Source organism: Aequorivita iocasae, from assembly GCF_016757735.1.
GTDB classification, from domain to species: Bacteria; Bacteroidota; Bacteroidia; order Flavobacteriales; family Flavobacteriaceae; genus Aequorivita; species Aequorivita iocasae.
On sequence record NZ_CP068439.1, the window covers coordinates 900,958 to 924,104 of the forward strand.

Genomic DNA, 23,147 nt, shown 5'->3' on the forward strand with positions numbered 1-23,147 from the left:
GAAAATATGGTTTTGAATATTAACACGCTAAAATACTATTTATTGCGGTATATGATTGAAAAAGCCTTTCCATATCTTTTATTTTGAAAAAGACAGTCGGAAAGGCTATTTCCTAATTATAATTTTTGAAGTGTTATACTACTCCTTGGGCCAGCATTGCATCGGCCACTTTTACAAAACCTGCAATGTTTGCTCCCTTCACATAATCTACATATCCATCGTCATCTTTTCCAAACTGGACACAAGCGGCGTGAATATCGTTCATAATTCCGTGAAGTTTTTCATCAACCTCAGCTGCTGTCCAGCTTAAACGCAATGAGTTCTGTGACATTTCCAAGCCAGATGTTGCAACACCGCCTGCATTTGATGCTTTTCCAGGTGAGAATAAAATCTTCGCTTTTTGGAATGCTTCAATCGCACCGGGCGTACAGGGCATATTGGCTCCTTCGCCCACGCATATACAGCCATTGTCCAAAAGCATTTTGGCTTCTTCGCCATTTAACTCATTTTGGGTTGCGCAAGGTAGGGCGATATCACACTTTACTTCCCAAGGGCGCTTTCCTTCAACGTATTTTGCGCCTGTGTATTTTTTTGTGTATTCTGAAATACGTCCACGTTTTTCATTTTTCAGATCCATTACGAAAGCAAGCTTTTCCTCATCTATGCCTTCTGAATCATAAATATATCCAGCAGAATCTGAAAAAGTAACAACTTTTCCACCAAACTGGATTGCTTTTTCGGCTGCGTATTGTGCTACGTTCCCGGAACCGGAAATAACAACGGTTTTTCCTTTAAAGCTCTCTCCTCTGGTTTCGAGCATGTTTTTTGCGAAATATACGTTTCCATAACCTGTAGCCTCTGGACGAATTAGTGATCCTCCGTATGAACGGCCTTTTCCTGTAAGAACGCCGGTAAACTCGTTACGGATACGCTTGTACTGGCCAAACATATAGCCTATTTCACGACCTCCAACGCCTATATCTCCTGCGGGAACATCAGTATCTGGGCCAATATGACGGAAAAGCTCTGTCATAAAGCTTTGACAGAAACGCATGATTTCATTGTCGCTCTTCCCTTTTGGGTCAAAGTTAGAGCCTCCTTTACCACCGCCCATGGGCAAAGTGGTCAAGCTATTTTTAAAGGTTTGCTCAAAACCTAAAAACTTAAGAATGCTTAGATTTACGGAAGGGTGGAAACGTAATCCCCCTTTGTATGGGCCAATGGCCGAATTGAACTCGATTCTATAACCTTTATTCACCTGTATTTCACCTTTATCATCTGTCCACGGCACTCGGAAAAGTATGGTGCGCTCTGGCTCTACCATTCGCTCCAGCAATTTCTTGTTGGCATATCTTTCGTTTTCTTCAATAAAAGGGATGACGGTTTCAGCAACCTCGGTTACCGCCTGTAGAAATTCAGGTTCATTGGGATTTAGTTTTTCAACTTCAGAAATGAAATCTTTTACACTTTGCTTCATTGTTTAAAATTTTATTTTACTTTTAGCGAACTCCGTTGATATCTGTTAGTTACAATGTATTTTAACCCACAACCCGATTAAGATTTTGAAAAAAAGATACATTTAAATAACCATTTACATAAGGAAGGCACAAATATAAGCGTTATGATAAAAACTGTGCGCCAATTTTTTACAAATTAGCTAAATAGCTTTATTAAATTTTACTGTTAAATATGTTTTTATATATTTGTTGTGTCTCAATCTAAACCCATTTTTATAATGAATACCAGATTTTTGCTATTGGTATTTTTCTTGTTGGTTTTCTCCAGACAAGAAGCTTACAGCCAGTTTGGCTTTTCTCACGAAGTGGGTTTAATTACAGGGCCTGTTGTTTTCTATTCAGATTTTGGACAGCGAAACGATTTTGAAACAAATGCTGGAAACGTTGGTTATGGTGTGGGTTTGATACACTATATTAATTTTTCGTATCGCGCAGATTGTAATTGTTATACCCGCGACAGGTATTTTAACGACCACTTTAAGATACGCACAGAGATTGATTACCACAAAACAAATCTGGAACACTTTGGGCGCTGGGTTGAGCCCGATCAGACTTCTTTATTTGCCGATCAGCTACGTGCCATGAGCGGTTCATCCACTGTTATTGAAGTAGGTTCCCAATTGGAATACTTTCCGCTTAGCATCCGTGACTTTGCGGCCGGGGCTTATAAAATTGCACCCTTCGTTAGTTTCGGTGTACATTGGGTTACATATGACACTGAAGTTTCATCATCTTTGGGCCCACTGAACAGCCCTATCTCCACACCAGATAAATATTTTAATGCCTTTCAGCAGGATCCAGCCTCTACGTGGGCTGTAGTGGGAAGCGTGGGCATTCGTTATAAACTATCGCCATTGAGCGACTTGATGCTTGACAGTCGTTGGCATTATTACTTCTCTGATTGGGTAGATGGTCTAAATCCAAGTTTTGAAAATAACGGCACAACTCCAGTACCCGAAAACAAGGCCAATGAATGGATTTATTGGTTAAACGTTGGGTATATTTACTATATAAATTAAGATAAATTGATATTATAAAAAGAGACTGAATAATTTAAAGTCTCTTTTTTTGTGTGTATTCCGCTTGCGTTTTTGCGGGGTTGGGATAGACACCAATAAAACATTTATCAAAACCCGCAATAGATAATATAGGTTGGGTTCCATAAATGGCTTTGTCGCCATTCAATCAAAAAAAAATATGTTTCAAACCTAATAGTTTGAAATAAAAAACAGGATATTCACTGTTTTTTATAGGGAGGGGTCCCTCCTTTTTATTGAAATATATTTCCTAAAAATTTTTTTACTGTTTAAAAAAACATTTCGCAAAACAAATAGCCCTTTCCTATTTCATTAAAACCTGTACTTTTGCATCTAAATAAAATCAATTCTTTTCACCTAAAAAAAGTATAGCATGCAACTGTACAACAAATTAAGTGCAAAAGAGAGGGAAACACTTTTGGAACAGGCCGGTGAGGAACGGCTTACCCTTTCTTTTTATCAATATGCCAAGATTGGCAATCCGCATCTTTTCCGTAACCATCTCTTTGTAACCTGGCACGAGCAGGACGTTTTGGGCCGTATTTACGTTGCCCATGAAGGCATCAATGCGCAGCTCTCGGTACCGGCAAAACGTTTTAAGGAATTTAAGGAATTTCTGGATGGAATTTATTTTCTGAAAGATGTACGTTTGAATATTGCCATTGAACAGGACTTGAAATCGTTCCTAAAACTAAAAGTAAAAGTACGCGACAAGATTGTGGCGGATGGCCTAAACGATGAAACGTTTGATGTAACCAATAAGGGCGTACATGTAGATGCCAAAACCTTTAACGAGCTGATTGATGATCCAGATGTGGTTTTAGTAGATATGCGCAACCATTACGAAAGTGAAATAGGCCATTTTAAAAATGCTGTAACTCCCGATGTGGACACGTTTCGTGATTCACTGGATATTATAGAAGCAGATTTAAAAGACCATAAAGAAGACAAGAAGCTGGTTATGTACTGCACCGGCGGCATACGCTGTGAAAAGGCCAGCGCTTATTACAAACATAAAGGTTTTAAAAATGTGTTTCAGCTTGAGGGTGGCATTATTGAATATGCCAGACAGGTTGAGAATTTAGGGTTGGAAAACAAATTTTTGGGGAAGAATTTTGTTTTTGACCATCGCCGTGGCGAACGAATTACCGACGTGGTTATAAGCCACTGCCATCAATGCGGCGAACCTTGCGATACACACACAAACTGTGCAAACGAAGCTTGCCATTTGCTGTTTATTCAATGTGAGAAATGTGCCGTGGCCATGGAAAACTGTTGTAGCGAGGAGTGTATTGAAATAATCCACTTGCCATACGAAGAGCAGAAGCGCCTGCGCCAAGGCATTCCGAACAGTAATAAAATTTTTAAGAAAGGACGTTCGGAGAAGCTTAAGTTTAAAAAATAGGCCTCCCCCAACCCCTCGAAAGGAGGGGAGCGATAACCATATCGTTTCCACCCCTTTGGGGAGCGTTTAAGGAGGGGACTTCAAAAATCTGAAATCGTAAATCATCAATCGTCAATTTTATTGGTATCTTTACTGATTAAATTATTTGTTTAATTTTCGTCCCTCTTCAATTGGAAAAGGGCTTTATATATAAAAAATATGGGCTGTACCAGCTGTGCCACGGGCGCCAACGGACAGCCAAAGGGATGCAAGAACAATAGTACTTGCGGAACCGATGGCTGTAATAAACTGACGGTGTTTGACTGGCTTTCAAATATGCAACTTCCTGCCAAGATGGAACCCTTCAATGCGGTGGAAGTACGTTTTAAAAACGGAAGAAAGGAATTTTTCCAAAACCCAGAAAATCTTACTTTAAGCATTGGCGATACGGTTGCTACCGAAGCTTCGCCAGGCCACGATATTGGGATGGTTACCTTAACCGGGGAGCTGGTTAGGGTACAAATGAAGAAGAAAAAAATTCCATTAAAAATTGAGGCCCTGCCAAAAATTTACCGAAAAGCTTCACAAAAAGATATAGACATTTGGCAAGGAGTTCGCGACAAAGAAGCAGATGTTCAAAAGCGATCACGTGAAATTGCAATCCGTCATGGGCTGCAAATGAAGATTAGCGACGTTGAATTTCAGGGAGATGCATCAAAAGTTATTTTTTATTACACAGCTGAAGAAAGGGTAGATTTCCGCGAATTGATTAAGGAATTTGCACGTACTTTCAACACCCGAATTGAAATGAAACAAGTTGGTTTCCGCCAAGAAGCCGCACGTTTGGGCGGTATTGGTAGCTGTGGGCGCGAGCTTTGTTGCTCTACTTGGTTGACTGATTTCCGTTCTGTGAATACTTCTGCAGCGCGCTATCAGCAACTTTCGCTAAACCCGCAAAAACTTGCTGGGCAATGTGGCAAGCTGAAGTGCTGTTTAAATTATGAACTGGATACTTATCTGGAAGCATTGGAGTCCTTTCCCAACACAGAAACCAAACTACAGACCGAAAAGGGCACAGCAACCTGCCAAAAGATAGATATTTTTAAAGGTTTGCTGTGGTACGCTTACGAAAAGGAATTTGCAAATTGGCACGAGCTTACCGTAGAAAAAGCCAATGAAATAATAGAGCTGAACAAAAAAGGCAAAAAACCAATGGCGCTGGAGGAATTTATAATGGAAGCGCCAAAAGCCGAAAAAGAACCGTTTAGCAATGTTGTGGGCCAAGATAGTTTAACGCGTTTTGACCAACCGAAGCAAAAAAACAAAAAGCGTAGAAATAAAAATAGAAACAAAAAACGTGGTAAAGCAGAAGCAGCGGTAACAGGAAATACGCCGAAAGACGGCCAACGCAAAAAATCTGGCGGGAAGCCCAGAAATAAATCAGGAAACCAAAACAGAAACAGAAAGCCTTCTAAAAATGAATAAGCTATTGGCACTTTTATTGACGGCTGTTTTCCTCATTTCATGTGAGTCGGAAACTGTTTATAGTGAAATAAAAGCCATGGACGGGCAGTGGGGCGCAGAAGAAGTCGTTGAATTTAAAATTCCGCAACTGGATTCACTTAAAAAGTATAACCTCTTTTTAAATATTAGAAATACAAACGATTATAAATACAACAATTTATTTTTGATAGTAAATATGAATTTTCCAAACGGCAAAACCGTTGCCGATACACTGGAATACCGAATGGCCAATCCCGATGGCTCCTGGATGGGCCAAGGCATTGGAGCTGTAAAGGAAAACAAATTGTGGTATAAAGAGAACGTACAGTTTTTTGAAGAAGGCATTTATACCGTAGAGATAGCCCAAGCAATGCGCAATAATGGCGATGTGGAAGGCGTTACAAAACTCGAAGGCATTACAGATGTTGGTTTCAGTATTGAAGAAGCCTCCAAACAGTAAAATAAATATGGCAACAAAAAAAGCATCCCCGAAAAAGAAAAAACAAGCTGACGTGAGCCATCACATCAGAACATTTTGGAAGCTATTTGCTGGCTTCATTTTATTAATTATATTATTCTTTCTTTCAGCTTCGTGGGGCGTATTTGGGAGCCTTCCCGATGAAACCAGCCTTGAGAACCCTGAAAAAAATCTTGCAACGGAGATTATTTCTTCCGATGGAAAAACCATTGGGAAGTTTTATAAAGAAAACAGAACACCCGTTCCCTTTGACAGCCTACCCGACCATTTAGTGAATGCTTTGATAGCAACAGAAGATGTGCGCTTTTATGACCACTCGGGTATTGATGGAAGAGGAACCATCCGCGCTGTCGCATTTTTGGGCAGCCGTGGAGGCGCCAGTACCATAACCCAACAGTTGGCAAAATTATTCTTTACAGACCAGAGGGCGTCCAACAAATTAGAGCGAGTTATTCAAAAAGTAAAAGAGTGGATCATTGCCACCCGTTTGGAACGTCGTTACACCAAAGAGGAGATAATCACGATGTACTTTAACGAGTACGACTTTCTAAATCAGGCCGTAGGGATTGAGAGTGCCGCAAACATATATTTTGACAAATCACCTTCGCAATTGACAACTGCTGAAGCCGCCATGCTTGTGGGTATGTTCAAAAATTCTTCCCTCTTTAATCCCAACCGAAGACCGGAATTGGTTTTGGAAAGGAGAAATGTGGTCTTGGCCCAAATGGAAAAGTATGATTTCATTTCAGAAAAAGTAATGGATTCGCTTCAAGCCTTACCGTTGAATTTAAAATTCACCCCACAAGGTCATGATGAAGGGAGCGCCACTTATTTCCGTGAATATGCGCGCCATTTTATGGAAGATTGGATTAAGGAACATCCTAAACCAGACGGGAGCAAATACAATATTTATCAAGATGGTTTAAAGGTATATGTAACCATAGATAGTAAAATGCAGGAATATGCCGAAGAAGCAGTAAAAAAACATATTGCGCATTTACAGGAAGCATTTGACGAACAGAACAAAAACAATAAAACAGCACCATTTCGTGATATCACTGAAAAAGAGACGGAAGGAATATTAAACTCAGCCATGCGCAAAAGTGACCGTTGGCGCGAAATGACAAAACAGGGAAAAAGCGAAGAAGAAATTATTAAAAGCTTTAAAAAGAAAATACCTATGCGTGTTTTTTCTTGGAAAGGCGAGATTGATACGGTAATGACCCCTATGGACTCCATTCGTTATCACAAATCTTTTTTACAGGCCGCAATGATGTCCATGACCCCCCAAACAGGAGAAGTAAAAGCTTGGGTAGGCGGTATTGACTACAAGCGCTTTAAATATGATATGGTAAAAAAAGGAAGGCGTCAAATAGGCTCCACTTTTAAACCTTTTGTATATGCCACCGCAATAGACCAAATGCATATGTCGCCTTGTGATACCTTGCCCAATACTATGTACACCATTCCTGCGGGGAAACACAATTTGTTAAAACCTTGGGCCCCTAAAAATGCTGGAGGCGGTTATGGCGGCATGGTAACTTTAAAGTATGCATTGGCAAATTCCATAAATACTATTACAGCACGATTAATAGATCGTGTGGGGCCAGAACCTGTTATAGACTTAGTTGCTAAGATGGGCGTAGATACTGAAAATATGCCTGCCGTGCCTTCCATAGCGCTAGGAACACCTGATGTATCTGTTTATGAAATGGTTGGTGCTTATAGCACTTTCGCAAATGAAGGGGTGTATGTTGAACCTATTTTAATTCAGCGTATAGAAGATAAAAATGGCACCGTTCTTTATCAAAATGTTCCAAAAACCAAAGACGTTATCAGCAATGAAACTGCTTACGTAACCGTAAGTTTGATGGAAGGGGTAACACAATCGGGTTCGGGAGCTAGGTTAAGAGGTACCTGGGCCACTGGCTCTCCAATTTATAAAAAAGCGGTTACAGGCTACCCATACGATTTCAAAAACCCAATTGCCGGTAAAACTGGAACAACCCAGAACAACAGTGATGGTTGGTTTATGGGCATGGTTCCGAACTTGGTTACTGGCGTTTGGGTTGGCGGCGATGACCGCGCAACCCACTTTGGGTCAACTGCCTACGGACAGGGTGCTACAATGGCGTTGCCCATTTGGGCTATGTACATGAAGAGTTGTTATGCCGATGAAGATCTTGACGTTTCCACCGGAAACTTTAAACGCCCGGCAAATCTTTCCATTGAAACCGATTGTTCCAAATGGCGTGAAGGAAATCCTGATGTAGAGGAAATTCCGGATGAATTTGATTTTTAAAAATCTTCTTTAATCAAAAGCAAACCTCACAAGTTTTCAAAACCTGTGAGGTTTTTTTATAGGTTGAAATTTTGTAATTTTCAGAAAATTTAAAAAATGATAAAAAAGACAGTTGCAAACGTCCGCGAAGCTTGCGAAGGCATTGGAGACGGAATGACTTTTATGCTCGGCGGCTTTGGCCTCTGCGGCATCCCAGAAAATATTATTTCAGAATTGGTAAGACGAAATGTTCAGAACGTAACCTGTATTTCAAACAACGCAGGGGTAGATGATTTTGGGCTAGGCCTTCTTCTGAAAAAACATCAAATAAAAAAAATGATTTCTTCTTATGTAGGAGAAAATGCAGAGTTTGAACGCCAAATGCTAAGTGGTGAAATGGAGGTAGAACTCATTCCCCAAGGCACCTTGGCACAACGCTGCGAAGCCGCCCGAAGTGGCATTCCTGCCTTTTATACCCCTGCTGGCTATGGAACCGAAGTGGCCGAAGGAAAGGAAACCCGGGAATTCCACGGAAAAATGCACGTTATGGAAAAAGCCTTTGAGGCAGATTTCTCGTTTGTAAAAGCTTGGAAAGGTGATGAAGCAGGAAACCTTATCTTTAAAGGAACCGCGAGAAACTTCAACCCAGCTATGTGCGGTGCCGGAAAAATTACTGTTGCAGAAGTGGAAGAATTAGTTCCCGCTGGGGAATTAGATCCAAATCAAATCCATATCCCAGGAATCTTTATCCAGCGGATATTTCAAGGAGAGAAGTATGAAAAAAGAATTGAGCAACTAACGGTAAGAAAAAGAAACTAATGGCACTTTCAAAAGAACAAATAGCACAACGCATTGCAAAAGAAGTAAAGGATGGTTACTACGTAAATTTAGGAATTGGTATCCCAACATTAGTTGCAAACTTTGTTCGCGACGATATAAGTGTGGAATTCCAAAGTGAGAACGGAGTCCTCGGGATGGGTCCTTTTCCTTTTGAGGGGGAAGAAGATCCAGATTTAATAAATGCGGGAAAGCAAACCATTACGGCCTTGCCCGGCGCTTCTTTTTTTGATTCGGCAATGAGTTTTGGGATGATTCGCGGACAACATGTAGATTTAACGATATTGGGAGCGATGGAGGTTTCACAAAATGGCGACATTGCGAATTGGAAAATACCAGGGAAGATGGTTAAAGGAATGGGCGGAGCCATGGATCTCGTAGCATCTGCAGAAAATATTATCGTTGCAATGATGCACACCAACCGCGAAGGCGAATCAAAACTTTTAAAAGAGTGCACTTTGCCACTTACGGGTGTAAATTGTGTAAAAAAGATAGTGACAAATCTTGCTGTATTGGAAATTAAGGATGGAAAATTTCATTTACTTGAGCGCGCTCCAGGGGTTTCAGTTGAAGAAATTCAAAAAGCTACAGAAGGTAATTTGATAGTGAATGGAGAAATTAAAGAGATGAAATTTTAATATTTGCTCAACTTTTATAATTCAAAAACCATGCGCTGACATGGTTTTTTTATGTTAAAAAAGGGAATAAAAGAGGGTAAATGTTAAATTTTAGTGCATTTCATCGAATTTATATGCTTTTTATCGCTTTATTTGAAAATTGTTTTCATCTTAGCAGACCCAAATCTTACCAACTTAACCTCATATGGAAAAAGTAATTAGATCATTTAAAAGCACAAAAGAATTGGTACTAAATGTGCTTTTCATTTTTAAGAAAGTGTTTTTATTGGTCTAAACTTTTTTTATGGTTGTTTTACGCCCCAAATCTGTCATTAACACAGATAAATTATTAAACCCGTTCTTCGTGAGGTTAGAACGGGTTTTTTATTTCTTTTATAAATTCTAAATTCCCTTTGGAATTGCCTCAATAAGCTTTTTTGTATAAGTTGTTTGGGGGTTTTCATAAATTTCATCGGCATCGCCAAGTTCCTCAATTTTTCCCTTGTTCATCACCAAAAGTTGGTCCGACATATATTTTACCACGGCCAGATCGTGCGAAATAAATATATAGGTGAAACCAAAATCATTTTTCAACTCGTTGAGCAAGTTCAAAACTTGTGCCTGCACCGAAATATCAAGAGCCGAAACAGATTCGTCACAAATAACCAGTTTAGGCTCTACAACTATTGTGCGTGCAATGCCCACCCGCTGGCGTTGCCCGCCCGAAAGTTCGTGTGGATAACGATAAAAATAGCTTTCATCAAGCCCCACTCTTTCAAGTAACGACAATACTCTTTCTTTTCTTTCTTTCGCTGATTTACACAAGCCGTGCACCACCATGGGCTCCATCAGTGCCTGACCTATCATCAAACGTGGATTGAGCGATGAATAAGGATCTTGAAATATAATCTGTATTTCTTTACGAAGGCTTCTTATTTCACTCTTTGAAAGTCTGAGGAGTTCCTTTCCCCTATATTTTATACTTCCGTTAGTTGCTTTTTCAAGCTGAAGAATTGTTTTTCCCAATGTAGATTTTCCACAACCAGATTCTCCCACTAGACCTAAGGTTTCACCTTCAAAAACGGAAAAACTGATATTATCCACAGCTTTTACAACTTCTGCTTTTGTAAATATTCCCACATTGATGAAATAGTATTTTTCCAAATTGACAATTTCCAGTATTGGTTTTTTTGTATAAATCTGCTTGTGTTTTTTTGCGCGCTCTACAGGCTTTATTTCTCTCGCCTCAAAACTTTTATCTGCAATGGAAGCAATGGTGGGCAATTTTGCCAACCGAATATTTAGCGATGGTCGCGATGCCAGCAGTGCTTTAGTATATTCTGACTTCGGATGTTTGAAAATTTCTTCAGTTGTTGCGTTTTCAACTATATCTCCCTTATACATTACTACGACTTTATCGGCAATTTCAGACACTAAACTTAAATCGTGGGAGATAAAAACCATCGCCATTTTTGTTTCCTGCTGAATGGATTTTAAAAGCGAAAGGATTTCCTTTTGTACGGTTACGTCTAGGGCCGTCGTGGGCTCGTCGGCAATAAGTAGCTTGGGCTTGCAGGCAATGGCCATTGCTATCATAACCCGCTGCATCTGTCCACCGCTTATCTGGTGCGGATAACTATTGTAAATTTCTGCCGGGCGTGGCAATTTCACTTTTTCGAACAAAGAAATAGTTTCCTTTTTTGCGTTTGAAGCATTCATCTTTAAATGAAGCTGAAGAATTTCCGCAACCTGAAAACCACACTTTAGGGAAGGATTTAAAGCACTCATAGGTTCTTGAAAAATCATTGCTATTTCCTTTCCTCTTATACTTCTAAACTCTTTTTCGGTAATTTTTAGTAATTCTTTTTCTTCAAAAAGGATATTTCCAGAAAGATTTGCTTGCTTTTTTGGCAATAATCCCATGATCGAAAGTGATGTGACCGATTTACCTGAACCAGATTCGCCCACGATTCCCACTATTTCATTTTTGAAAACATCAAAAGAAATTTGGCGCAAAACTTTAACAAGCTGTCTCTTATTTCCAAAGGAAACTGTAAGTTCTTTAACCGATAACAAGGGTTTGTCATTCATAATTTCAAAGATAGAACAAAAAGGAATATTAAAATTTTAACTGTAGTTCATCGAATAAAATTTCATTTTATCTATAATTATTGTTCATTTAAGAGTTGTTTAACAAAACATCGAACCTATTTATTCACTAAATCTTATTTTATTATGAAAAAAATTAACAAGTTCGTTTTTCTATTCACACTTTTAATTTTTGCTTTTTCGGCAGTAGTTTCGGCCCAAAACAAAAAAGATGAAAAGAGAAACGTAAAAGAACCCCCAAGTCTAGTAGTCTTTGATGCTTCGCAATCCTATTCGCTTCAAAACTCCCCTCAAATTTTTAAGGAAGTTTTAAACCCATCCCCACAAACTTCCTTCACTACGCTAAAACAAGAACAAGATCCCCTAGGTTTTACGCACCAAAAAATGCAACAGTATTTTAGCGGTGTAAAAGTAGAATTTGCAACCGTTACACTAAGCAGCAAAAACGGAATGGTACAAACATTAAATTCAGCATATTTTCCTATTGCCGATGACTTTAGTGTTACGCCTTCAATAAATGGCCAGCAGGCTCTGAACAGTGCGATGGCACATGTGGGCGCTACAAAATATATGTGGCAAAATGCTTCGGAAGCAGCTTTAGCGGATTACCATAAACCTACCGGGGAATTGGTCATTTTCCCTGCAATAAAAAACATATCCGAAACAAACCGACTTGCTTATAAGTTTGATATTTATGCAACGGCCCCGCTTTACAGGGCCGATGTTTATATTGATGCAAAAACGGGGCAATTCATTTTTGAAAATAAGCGTATTCACCATGCCAATGTACCCGCTACAGGAACCAGCCTATATAATGGTACCGTTTCCTTTACTGCCGATAATGCTTCTGGCCCATACCGTTTGCGTCAAACAGCTGACGGTAACGGAATACAAACCTTTGACCTGAACAATAGTACTAATTACAACAATGCAGTTGATGTGACGAGCAGTTCCACCAATTTTACTTCAAACCCGACTGGCGTTCAGGCACATTTTGGTGCAGAGCGTACCTACAAATACTTTAGCCAGAAACATGGAAGAAACTCTTATAACAATGCAGGAGCCATTATAAAATCATATGTTAGCTATTCCTCAAATTACGTGAATGCGTTTTGGGACGGTAGCCGAATGACCTATGGTGACGGCGATGGAGTTAACTATGGTCCATTGGTATCCTTGGATATTTGCGGGCATGAAATTGCCCATGGAGTTACGGAATATTCCGCAAACCTTGTGTATAGCTATCAGTCTGGAGCTTTGAATGAATCCTTTTCAGATATTTTTGGTGAATCCATTGAAAAGTTTGCTTCTGGTACAAATGATTGGCTAATGGGTGATGATATTGGCGCTGGCGGAAGCGGTGGCGCACTTCGCTCCATGAGCAATCCAAATGCATATGGCGATCCCGACACATATTTGGGAAACAACTGGTATTCCGGGTCAGGCGATAACGGTGGCGTTCACATTAACTCTGGCGTGCAAAACTTTTGGTTTTATATTTTAACTGTAGGTAAAAGCGGTACAAACGATTTAGGAAACAGCTATAACGTTACCGGAATCGGGATGGACAAAGCAGCTGCAATTGCCTACAGAAACCTAACTGTCTATTTGAATTCAAACTCACAGTACAGCGATGCAAAAAATGGCGCTATTCAAGCTGCCAGGGATCTATACGGTGCAGATAGTCCAGAGGAAATAGCAACCACAAACGCTTGGTATGCTGTAGGAGTTGGCGCTCCTTACGGGGGCGGTGGCGGTAGTAGCTATTGCGCTTCACAAGGTAACAATGTAAATGATGAATATATAAGCCGCGTACAGTTGAACACTATCAACAATGCCTCAGGTGCACAGCTTTATTCAGATTTTACAAGTATTTCTACTACCTTAAATGAAGGTGCTACTTATACCATTACCGTAACTCCTACATGGACCGGAACTATCTATAACGAAGGCTATGCTGTATGGATTGATTACAACGGTGATGAAGATTTTGGAGATGCAGGCGAATTGGTCTGGTCTAACGCTGCTTCTAAAGACACTCCAAACAGTGGAACGTTCACAGTACCATCAGGGACTGTTGGAGGCGAAACAAGAATGCGGGTTTCGATGAAATACAACGGAATTCCAACATCTTGTGAAACCTTCAGCTATGGTGAAGTGGAAGATTATACCATCAACTTAGGAGCAGGTGCTCCAGATACGCAGGCTCCAACTACACCGTCAAGTTTAGCGGCTTCAAACGTAACCCAAACCACACTTACCCTTTCGTGGAATGCTTCCACAGACAATGTGGGGGTAACAGGCTATGATGTTTTCCAAGGTAACACAAACTTAGGAAGCGTTACTGGTACTTCAGCAAACATCACTGGATTGTCTCCTGCTACTGCCTACTCCTTTAGAGTTCGTGCGCACGATGCGGCTGGCAACAATTCTGGGTTCAGCAATACCGTAAACGTTACTACGCTTTCAAATACGGTTACCTATTGTACTTCCCAAGGAAACAATACAAATGATGAATATATAGACAGGGTCCAACTAGGAAGCATCAATAATCTTTCGGGAAATAATGGTGGTTATGCAAATTTCACAAGTATTTCTACATCCTTAACCAAAGGAAGCAGCAATACCATAACCATTACTCCACGCTGGACCGGAAGAACGTACAGCGAAGCATACCGTGTGTGGATTGACTATAACCAGGATGGCGATTTCAATGATTCTGGCGAGCAAGTGTATTCACGTTCGCGAACAACCGCATCATCGGTTTCTGGAAGTTTTACAGTTCCTACTTCTGCACTTTCGGGAGCAACAAGAATGCGCGTTTCTATGAAATACAATGCAAACCCAACCTCTTGTGAAACTTTTACGTATGGTGAAGTGGAGGATTATACCGTAATCATTAGTAATTCTGTTAACCAAGGTATAACTGGAGATACAGGTTTCAACAATTCAGAAATGTCTCTCTATCCAAACCCCGCTAAGCATATGCTTAATATTTCCTTAGTACAAGGAACAGGAAAAAATTATATAATCTATAATGTTATTGGTCAGGTTGTTGGAAAAGGAGCTTATACGGAAAGCTTGGATGTTTCTTCACTGCAAAGTGGTGTTTACATGCTTGAAGTAAATACCGATGGAAACAAACTGATGAAACGTTTTATAAAAGAATAGTTAGTTAATATTGATAATTAAAGCGGCCCGTTTCGATTTTGAAACGGGCCGCTTTTTATTAAATATAAAATTCTTTTTAAAGTGGATCTCCCACTTTTATATCACATCTATGACCAGGCTGCCCGTGGGGTGGATTTACACCATTTCCAGAAATAGATGCTGGAACAGCATTGGTTTTATTTATTGCCGGGGTGGTACTTCCTTGGGCAGCATTCAAAGGCGCACCCACTGGAACGGCACAATCATGCCCTGGCTGTCCGTGGGGCGGATTCACGGCGCCTCCACTATTACTAGAATTAGTTGTGGTGGTAGAAGTAGGCGCAACATTCTGTAAAGCCTGTTTCTTTTGCTCAAGGGTTGCCTCCTGGGTTGCGGCTGGCGCATTCTCTTCTACCTTCTTCTCATCTTTACAAGATATAAAAAGAGGAAGCACAGCTACCATAGGTATCAAAAACGATTTTGGGATAAATTTTGAAATTGTCATAAAAATATATTTGAATCTAGATGGTAAAGCTACTAAAATTTATAATGAAATCCTTAAAGAAGTATTACTGCCAGAATCAACATATTATACAGAAAGAATTTCACTTTCATCCAAAATACTTTCATTGCGTAGCCTGAGGAAAATCTGTGCTACCGTAACAGCATCTTTTTCGCAATAAGTGATTATTCTGTCGATATTTTTTTCCTCATAATAAACACTGCGAACCTGGCTACCGTCTATATCATCTTTTGGCGAGGGTATGCCCAAAACGTGCGCCATCAATTTAAGGGAAGTAAAAGTTTTATAATCGCCGAATTTCCAAAGTTCCAATGTATCCAAATGTGGAACTTCCCAAGGTTTTTTTCCGAAGAGATCTAATTTGAAAGGAATGTCGATACCGTTGATAATCATCCGTCGGGCAATGTAAGGAAAGTCAAATTCCTTTCCGTTATGCGCACAGAGCAGATGGTGTGGTTTGTTAAAATGTGTTTCAAGCAATGATTTAAAATCCTTTAAAATTTTTAATTCATCACCATAAAAACTAGTTATACGAAAATTCCGAAAATCGCCTTTCAGTACAAAATATCCTACCGAAATACATACAATTTTTCCAAACTCTGCCCAAATGCCGGCGCGTTCGTAAAAGTCCTCTGCAGAAACTTCATCTTTTCGTTGATATTGGCTTTTTAGCTCCCAAAGTGTTTTGGCGGTATCATCCAATTCATCAAAATTTTCGTGCTGCGGAACGGTCTCAATATCCAAAAAAAGGATATGCTCCAGGTTTATTCGCTTAATCATAAATAGAAAATTTCAATCGGGGAGAAAATTAAAGCTACAAAATTTATTGATTTTGACCAAGCATTTTATATGCCTCATCTACATACACATAAAAATCTGAGCTAAAAGGCATCCCGGTTTTACTTCCACGCTGATGTCCCAATCGAACTATTATCAAATCATCCTCTGGAATCACGATTACGTATTGTCCAAGAATACCGCGCATTACAAAAATTTTCTTTTCCACATAATCGCTCAGCCAAAACCCATAACCGTATTCAGGACTGTCGGAAAATCTCGGCGTAATGGATTTTGCCACAAATGCAGAGTCTAAAATTTGTTCGCCATTCCATTTTCCATAATCTTTATACAATTTCCCGAAACGTGCAAAGTCCCGTGCGTTGCTTCCCAAGCAGCAATAAGCCTTTACCAATCTGTTTTTAGCATCATCTACTTGCCAAATGGCTGGATTTACTGCTCCCATCGGCTGCCAAAAACTTTCGTATAAATATGCCGCCAACTGCTTCTTGGTGGCATTTTGAATTACCATCGCTAAAAGCTGGGTATTTCCACTTAAATAGGTGAATTTCACCCCTGGTGTATCCACTACTTTCAATTTTAAGATAATTTCTGCCAAATCATCGTGATAATACGCCCGTGCCGTCATCCCAAACGGATTGAAATACGATTCGTCCCAATTTAGCCCGGAAGCCATGGAGGAAAGATCGCCAACGGTCATTCCCGTTCCGGCATACTGCGGATAAAAATCGCCGACGGGCTGGTCTAAGCTTTTTATATACCCGTCATTTATTGCCTTTCCCAGCAAAGCAGAGGTAATGCTTTTCACCATTGAAAACGAATTGGTCTGAGAATTTTTTCCAAAGCCTTCAAAATACTTTTCATACCAAATACTGTCATTTTTGATAATCAAAAAAGCTACCGTTCCCAGCGTATCGTTCATTTCTGAAAGTGTTTGGGTAGGTTCAACAGTATTGTATTTTTTATGGACAGGCCAAGGTTGTGGAATTGTACTCGCAGGAATTTCTTCAACTTCAAAAAATTCAAAATCGTCAATATAGGCAGTTGTGTGGCCGTGCAGATATACTACCCAAATTCCCTTTAAAATATATCCGTATCCAGTGATATAAAGTCCTACTACCGCTACAATTAGCAGCATTAGAATCCACTTCGAAAACTTTAAAAAATGTTTCATCTAAAACAGGGATTGTTGGGGCGAAGGACTTTCGTGTTCCAGTAACCATTTTTTTCGGTGTAGGCCGCCAGCATAGCCTGTGAGTGAACCATCGCTCCCGATAACCCGATGGCATGGAATAACTATGGAAATCGGGTTTTTGCCATTGGCCGAGGCAGCCGCGCGGATTACTTTTGGGTCGCCTAGGGTGTTTGCGATTTGTTGGTAACTAACTGTTTTTCCGAAGGGAATATTCAACAGTTCTCTCCAAACTTTTTTCTGAAATTCCGTGCCATGGGGTGAAAGTTTGATGTTGAAATCTTTACGTTTTCCCTCAAAATATTCCTCAAATTGTTTTTTCACCTGCTGAATTTCCTCGCTCCCCAATACGTTGGCTACGGGAAGGGTTATTTCGTCGTCGGTAAAAACTACTGATACGAGTTCAAACTTTTTATTAAAGGAAAGCATTAGCGTACCTATAGGAGTGTCTATATAATCATCATAAATTCTGTTCGTCATCGTCCCGTTCTAGTTCTAAATCTCTGTTAATCTCTATTCCCATGCGTTTTGCGCGGCGTTCCCAGTTTTTTCGTGCCTGAAGCTGCATATCTTCTATGTTGTCGCTCTCGTCCATAATCTCAAGCCCTAGCAGCGTTTCAATTATATCTTCCATGGTTACGACTCCGATGGTATTCCCAAAATCATCTACTACAGAAGCTATGTGTACGCGTTGTTTTATAAAAGTTTCAAAAAGTTCGGGGATTGGCTTTTCTGCAGCGACTACAAAAATTTCCCTTTTTAGGTCACTTAGCAATTTATCTCCCCGGTCTTCCACAATTTCCTCCAGCACATCGTCCCTAAGTACAAAACCCGTAATGTTGTGGGTTTTGTTTTTATACACCGGTATCCTTGAAAACCGAAGACTTTTATGGTTTTGGTGAAATTCATCAAGGCTCTTGCTTTCATCTTCCAAAGTAACAACAGTAAAAGGCGTCATTACATCTTTGGCGTGCACGCTCTTAAAAACAAGTAGGTTTTTTATAACGGTAGTCTCACTTTCTTCAAAAACCCCTTCTTCCTCAGCGGCATCGGTTATGGCCATAAATTCCTCTCGGCTCATCGTGCTTACGTGTGCCGATTTGCCCACCAAGCGAGTAATAAGCATCAATAACCAAAGGATTCCCGTATATTTTAGAGGAAAAATAATGAAGTTCAAAAACATGGCAGTAAAGGGCCCGAGTTTTTTCCAATAGGTTGCGCCAATGGTTTTTGGGATAATTTCAGAAACCACCAAAATAAGCATCGTCATGATAGCAGAAACAATTCCCACGATGTTCATACCCCAAAGTTCAACCTTGTATGGTAGTTTTTCGGCCTGAACACCAACTAAAATAGCTCCCACCGTGTGTGCGATAGTATTCAGCGTTAATATTGCTATTAACGGCTTGTCTATATCTTTTTTAAAATTGGTAAGAGTGGTAGCATACGCTTTTCCAGCTTTGGTCTTCATCCGCAAATATGTGGGCGTAAAGCTGAGCAGTGCGGCTTCCAGTATAGAGCATAAAAAGGAAAAGAATATGGAAAGCAGCGCATAAACAATCAGTAAGGTCATAGTTGGTTTTCGAAATTTTCATCTAAAATAAAGATTTAAAAACTCATTTCTCCGTAACACTTTGTTAATTGCATAAAAAAACCGCCACAAAGGGCGGTTTTCTTAAAAAGTCTATTTACGAAGCCTTCAGTAAGGGTTTCAACGTCCCTTCCCAGCGTTTGGCATCCTGCAGACACACAAACGGATCTTTTGTGAAGCCTTCCTCATCGTTTTCAATATAGAAAGGTATTTCCACTTTTCCTGTTTTTTCAATCAATTCGAGCCCAACCCAATCCAGGGTTTTGTCTGTCTGCTTAATGCTTTTGGCACGACAGTCACGCACCTCAACCATATCAATGATCTTAAAGTCTGCGTTGGGGTTTGTTTTTGAGGAGTACACAAGCTTTTTGGAAGTTTCGTCTACCGCAATTACGCAGTTGCCTATTACCTCAATATTTTTTACGTGTATGCCCATTGTTTGCGACAATTGCGATACGGTTTTTTTTGCCTTTTTATCTTGGCCCGTGGTATTAATGATTAAATAGCCTACTGGCACAAATATCAATAACAATATAATTATCCCTATTAGGGTGGTGTTCATTTCCATAATGAATAATTTTTTAGATGAATAAATTGGAATAAGAAAATGCTTGGAAACTAATCCAAACCAACCGAAGCAAACTCAAAAAATCACCAAAAAAAGTGGAAGGGAAATAAATGCCGGAAGATAAGCTCCCGTTTGTCTTTTTCAGAATAAGAAGAAGTAAATAATGAGGGAACGTTGGAAAAAGAAAAATCTTGGTTGGAATATAAAGTTCCAAACAATCCAAATCCCAAATATTCATTCTGCGAAACCGTCTGTGAAGTCTCGCCAACAGCGATTTCATTAAAAACAAAAGGCTTACCGTGATCGTTGTGTTGTAAAGCCGAAATTTTGGTGGTTTTGCTCTTAACTACCGTCTCTCCAGCAAAAGCCAAATTCCCGAAAACCAACAAAATGGCAAACGAGACCAGCAACCTACCTATATGTTTTTCAACATGTTTCACGCCGCAAATGTATGTGAAAAATGAATTCGGAAAGATAAAATTTTGCTAATTAATCAATTTTACAACATCCTTGGCAAAGTAACTGGCAATAAGTGAAGCGCCTGCCCTTTTAATAGCAGTAATTTGTTCCAACATTACAGCATCGTGGTCCAGCCAACCTTTTTCCGCTGCGGCTTTTAGCATCGCATACTCCCCGCTTACTTGATAAACAGCTACAGGAACATTTACTGTGTCCTCTATTTCGCGAACAATATCCAAATAACAAAGTCCGGGTTTTACCATCACGATATCTGCGCCTTCGTCGATATCCATTAGGGTTTCGCGGATTGCTTCCTCGCGATTTGCGTAATCCATTTGGTAAGTTTTTTTATCCTTCGGAATATCTTTTACATCTACTGGTGCAGAATCCAGAGCATCGCGGAAGGGCCCGTAAAATGCAGAAGCATATTTGGCGCTATACGCCATTATGGCGGTATCTGTGAAACCTTCGTCTTCTAACAAGGTTCTAATTTCAAAAATACGGCCGTCCATCATATCGCTCGGCGCTACCACGTCGGCTCCTGCTTTGGCATGGCTTAAGGCCATTTCTGCCAAAACAGCATTTGTATCGTCATTGATAACTTTTCCTTCGGAAATAATTCCGTCGTGCCCATATACTGAAAAGGGATCCAAGGCCACATCGGTCATCACGATCATTTCGGGAACGGCATCCTTCACCGTTTTAATGGCACGTTGCATCAATCCATCGGTATTTAAAGCTTCCTTTCCGCTGTTGTCCTTCAGTTTATCATCAACTTTTACAAAAAGCAAAACTGATTTTAAACCAAGTTTCCAAAGTTCCTTTACTTCCTTTTGAAGTAAATCCAAGCTCAGTCTATAATAATTCGGCATCGAAGCAATTTCTTCTTTCACGCCTTTTCCTTCCACCACAAAAAGCGGAACGACAAAGTCATTTGGTGAAATAATAGTTTCTCGAACCAGGCTTCGCATACTTTCATTGGTTCGCAATCTTCTGTTTCTTCTTAGTGGGTACATAAGTATAGTTTAAAGTTTACAGCTTAAAGCGAAAAGTTTTAAAGCTGTTTTTTAATTGTTTGAATCAATGCATAAAGCATTTTCTTAATTTCTGAAATTTCAGCTAACACTTTTTTTGATAAATCATTTTCAATAAAGTTAAGTTCTGTTGCTGCATATATTAAATATTCTAATTCGTGAACTTAGCCCGAGGAGATATAAAAAATCGAACCAACTCTTTCTGCGTTTCACGCCCACAACCTTCTACAATGTTTGCTGGCACAGAGAGTGCTGCCCGGTTTATTTGTGATACAAAATTAAACTGTTCGCTTTTTGGAAATAAAGCTGTGGCTTTATATATATCAATCACTAAGCGATGAGATTTTTGCCAAACTAAATAATTTCTATAATCAATCATACTTTAAGCTTTTAACTTTGCAACCAATTTCGTGGATGTTTCAATACTTCTATTAATTTTTCTTCTTCACTTCCAACCTCAGGATGATGATCATATTTCCATTGCACAACCGGAGGCAAGCTCATCAAAATACTTTCAATACGGCCGTTGGTTTTCAAGCCGAAAAGCGTGCCTTTATCGTGCACCAAATTGAATTCAACATAACGCCCACGGCGTATTTCCTGCCAATTTCTGTTTTCTTCGGAATAGGGAATATTATTTCTTTTTTGAACAATAGATAGGTAACTTTCCAAAAAACTATCGCCCACTTCGGTTACAAAGTCATACCAATCCTGCATCGACATTTCGTCGGTTTGTTTCAAATAATCGAAAAATAGGCCACCGATTCCCCTTGCTTCCTCGCGATGGGCGTTCCAAAAATATTCATCGCAACGTTTTTTATATGTTTCATAAAATGAAGAATTGTGCTTGTCGCATGCATTTTTACATATTTGGTGAAAATGTTTGGCATCTTCCTCAAACAAATAATATGGCGTTAAATCCTGCCCGCCGCCAAACCAACTGTCCACAATATTTCCTTCTGCATCATACATTTCAAAGTAGCGCCAATTTGCATGCACCGTAGGCACAAACGGATTTTTAGGGTGAAGGACCAAACTGAGTCCGCAGGCGAAAAAATCGGCATCCCTTACCCCAAAATACTGCTGCATGCTTTCCGGTAATTTTCCGAAAACCTCGCTGATGTTTACGCCGCCTTTTTCGAAAACCGCACCGTTTTCAATCACACGGGTTTGCCCGCCACCACCTTCTTTACGAATCCATTTGTCTTCTTTGAATTTTGCTTTTCCGTCGATGGATTCCAGAGCAGAAGTAATCTCGTTCTGTAAGTTTTTGATATATGCTACAAACTTTTCTTTCATGATATCTTTTTCTGAAGCGATTTTGTACTTTCCAAAACCTTTAAAGTTTCCGTACTTGCTGCGGTGACTGAAAGCGGTAAAACTAAAATAATTCCAACTACCGGAATCAACAGCATCAGCATAAAAACCATGCCGTTGCCGATTGCCAAACCGCGGTTTCTTTTAACAAATTGAATACTTTCCGAATATTTAAAATGCCTTTCCAACGTGTAATCCATATTTCCGAAACCTGCATAATAGCTTTGTACCAAAAATAAAAGTACCGAAGAAATTATTCCTACAACAGGAATAAAACCTATTAAAATTATGGGGATTGTCAGTAATAGTTCCATCACTAAATTCCGAACATTTATTCGTATTCCCCGCCAAAGCTGTTCCGCGTTTGAAGTATTTCTGTGGGAATGATCTGCTCCAAAGAGATGCTTTTCTATTTTTTCTGAAACTGGACTCATAAATGGCGCACTAAGAGCCATCACGATATGCCGATATAGTATTATGCCCAAGGCAATGATTATCAATGCTCCGATGAAATCACTGATAGTTCTGAAAGTTACAGCGCCCCATTCCCAAAACCAGATTTTTGAAATAAAAGCGCCCAGATTATCGCTTAAACCCCAAGCGGAAAAACCAATTAGCGCAGCAGTTAAAAAACTAATGGCCATAGGTATGCCGAAGTACTTCCAAAGCCTGAGTTTACTGATAAGCTTGAAAGTTCCCGCGTATGCTTTTATGCCTTTGAAAATGTGTGCGAGCATTTAAATTGGTTTTTA

General features: G+C 39.8%; 22 protein-coding genes. 8 read left to right on the forward strand and 14 right to left on the reverse strand.

Annotated elements, in window-relative coordinates:
• Positions 1-133: 133 nt before the first annotated feature.
• Positions 134-1,477, reverse strand: a complete 1,344-nt coding sequence (gene gdhA, locus JK629_RS04225) for an NADP-specific glutamate dehydrogenase (protein ID WP_202337383.1) — start codon at positions 1,475-1,477, stop codon at positions 134-136.
• Positions 1,478-1,735: 258 nt separating this feature from the next.
• Between gdhA and JK629_RS04230 the strand changes: the two genes are divergently transcribed.
• The 7 genes from JK629_RS04230 (at position 1,736) to JK629_RS04260 (ending at position 9,675) form a co-directional block, all read left to right on the forward strand.
• Positions 1,736-2,536: a THC0290_0291 family protein gene (locus JK629_RS04230; RefSeq protein WP_202337384.1), complete on the forward strand. Its 801-nt coding sequence runs from the start codon at positions 1,736-1,738 to the stop codon at positions 2,534-2,536.
• Between the two features lie 391 nt (positions 2,537-2,927).
• Entirely contained in the window at positions 2,928-3,959 is a 1,032-nt protein-coding gene (trhO, locus tag JK629_RS04235) for an oxygen-dependent tRNA uridine(34) hydroxylase TrhO (protein ID WP_202337385.1), read from the forward strand.
• Between the two features lie 198 nt (positions 3,960-4,157).
• Positions 4,158-5,423, forward strand: a complete 1,266-nt coding sequence (locus tag JK629_RS04240; protein WP_202337386.1) for a PSP1 domain-containing protein — start codon at positions 4,158-4,160, stop codon at positions 5,421-5,423.
• A complete protein-coding gene (locus tag JK629_RS04245) occupies positions 5,416-5,901 on the forward strand; it encodes a gliding motility lipoprotein GldH (RefSeq protein ID WP_202337387.1) in 486 nt (161 codons plus the stop codon). The genes JK629_RS04240 and JK629_RS04245 overlap by 8 nt, the downstream gene beginning before the upstream one ends.
• Positions 5,902-5,908: 7 nt before the next feature.
• Positions 5,909-8,221 (forward strand): penicillin-binding protein 1A, encoded by a 2,313-nt coding sequence (locus JK629_RS04250; protein ID WP_202337388.1) that lies wholly within the window; start codon positions 5,909-5,911, stop codon positions 8,219-8,221.
• Positions 8,222-8,317: 96 nt separating this feature from the next.
• Positions 8,318-9,019 carry a CoA transferase subunit A gene (locus tag JK629_RS04255; protein WP_202337389.1) on the forward strand — a complete coding sequence of 234 codons (702 nt, stop codon included), beginning with the start codon at positions 8,318-8,320 and terminating at the stop codon, positions 9,017-9,019.
• Positions 9,019-9,675 carry a CoA transferase subunit B gene (locus JK629_RS04260; protein ID WP_202337390.1) on the forward strand — a complete coding sequence of 219 codons (657 nt, stop codon included), beginning with the start codon at positions 9,019-9,021 and terminating at the stop codon, positions 9,673-9,675. The genes JK629_RS04255 and JK629_RS04260 overlap by 1 nt, the downstream gene beginning before the upstream one ends.
• Positions 9,676-10,056: 381 nt before the next feature.
• Here the strand turns inward: JK629_RS04260 and JK629_RS04265 are convergent, their stop codons facing one another.
• On the reverse strand, positions 10,057-11,745 hold the full coding sequence (locus tag JK629_RS04265; RefSeq protein ID WP_202337391.1) for an ABC transporter ATP-binding protein: 1,689 nt from the start codon (positions 11,743-11,745) through the stop codon (positions 10,057-10,059).
• 144 nt (positions 11,746-11,889) lie between these two features.
• Here JK629_RS04265 and JK629_RS04270 point away from each other — a divergent pair, with 144 nt between their 5' ends.
• A complete protein-coding gene (locus JK629_RS04270) occupies positions 11,890-14,934 on the forward strand; it encodes a M4 family metallopeptidase (RefSeq protein WP_202337392.1) in 3,045 nt (1,014 codons plus the stop codon).
• A gap of 76 nt (positions 14,935-15,010) precedes the next feature.
• Here the strand turns inward: JK629_RS04270 and JK629_RS04275 are convergent, their stop codons facing one another.
• The 12 genes from JK629_RS04275 to JK629_RS04330 all read right to left on the reverse strand — a co-directional run bounded on the left by JK629_RS04275 (position 15,011) and on the right by JK629_RS04330 (position 23,132).
• The gene (locus JK629_RS04275; protein ID WP_202337393.1) at positions 15,011-15,418 is read right to left on the reverse strand and encodes a hypothetical protein; all 408 of its coding nucleotides are present in this window, start codon (positions 15,416-15,418) and stop codon (positions 15,011-15,013) included.
• 84 nt (positions 15,419-15,502) lie between these two features.
• Positions 15,503-16,216 carry a 3'-5' exonuclease gene (locus JK629_RS04280; protein WP_202337394.1) on the reverse strand — a complete coding sequence of 238 codons (714 nt, stop codon included), beginning with the start codon at positions 16,214-16,216 and terminating at the stop codon, positions 15,503-15,505.
• A gap of 43 nt (positions 16,217-16,259) precedes the next feature.
• Complete coding sequence (locus JK629_RS04285; RefSeq protein ID WP_202337395.1) at positions 16,260-17,408, reverse strand: serine hydrolase domain-containing protein; 1,149 nt, start codon at positions 17,406-17,408, stop codon at positions 16,260-16,262.
• Positions 17,409-17,906, reverse strand: coding sequence for a methylated-DNA--[protein]-cysteine S-methyltransferase (locus tag JK629_RS04290; protein ID WP_225626129.1), 498 nt, complete (start codon positions 17,904-17,906; stop codon positions 17,409-17,411).
• Positions 17,887-18,999, reverse strand: a complete 1,113-nt coding sequence (locus tag JK629_RS04295) for a CNNM domain-containing protein (RefSeq protein WP_202337396.1) — start codon at positions 18,997-18,999, stop codon at positions 17,887-17,889. Before JK629_RS04295 ends, JK629_RS04290 begins: the two co-directional genes overlap by 20 nt.
• 115 nt (positions 19,000-19,114) lie before the next feature.
• Positions 19,115-19,579, reverse strand: a complete 465-nt coding sequence (locus JK629_RS04300) for a hypothetical protein (protein WP_202337397.1) — start codon at positions 19,577-19,579, stop codon at positions 19,115-19,117.
• Between the two features lie 89 nt (positions 19,580-19,668).
• Entirely contained in the window at positions 19,669-20,025 is a 357-nt protein-coding gene (locus JK629_RS04305; RefSeq protein ID WP_202337398.1) for a hypothetical protein, read from the reverse strand.
• A 45-nt stretch (positions 20,026-20,070) separates the two neighbouring features.
• Positions 20,071-21,060, reverse strand: coding sequence for a porphobilinogen synthase (gene hemB / locus JK629_RS04310; RefSeq protein WP_202337399.1), 990 nt, complete (start codon positions 21,058-21,060; stop codon positions 20,071-20,073).
• Between the two features lie 38 nt (positions 21,061-21,098).
• Positions 21,099-21,221, reverse strand: coding sequence for a four helix bundle protein (locus JK629_RS15675; RefSeq protein ID WP_202337987.1), 123 nt, complete (start codon positions 21,219-21,221; stop codon positions 21,099-21,101).
• Between the two features lie 8 nt (positions 21,222-21,229).
• Complete coding sequence (locus tag JK629_RS04320) at positions 21,230-21,457, reverse strand: four helix bundle protein (protein WP_237460069.1); 228 nt, start codon at positions 21,455-21,457, stop codon at positions 21,230-21,232.
• 11 nt (positions 21,458-21,468) lie between these two features.
• On the reverse strand, positions 21,469-22,377 hold the full coding sequence (hemF, locus tag JK629_RS04325; protein ID WP_202337400.1) for an oxygen-dependent coproporphyrinogen oxidase: 909 nt from the start codon (positions 22,375-22,377) through the stop codon (positions 21,469-21,471).
• Positions 22,374-23,132, reverse strand: coding sequence for an EI24 domain-containing protein (locus JK629_RS04330; protein WP_202337401.1), 759 nt, complete (start codon positions 23,130-23,132; stop codon positions 22,374-22,376). The genes hemF and JK629_RS04330 overlap by 4 nt, the downstream gene beginning before the upstream one ends.
• Positions 23,133-23,147: the final 15 nt, after the last annotated feature.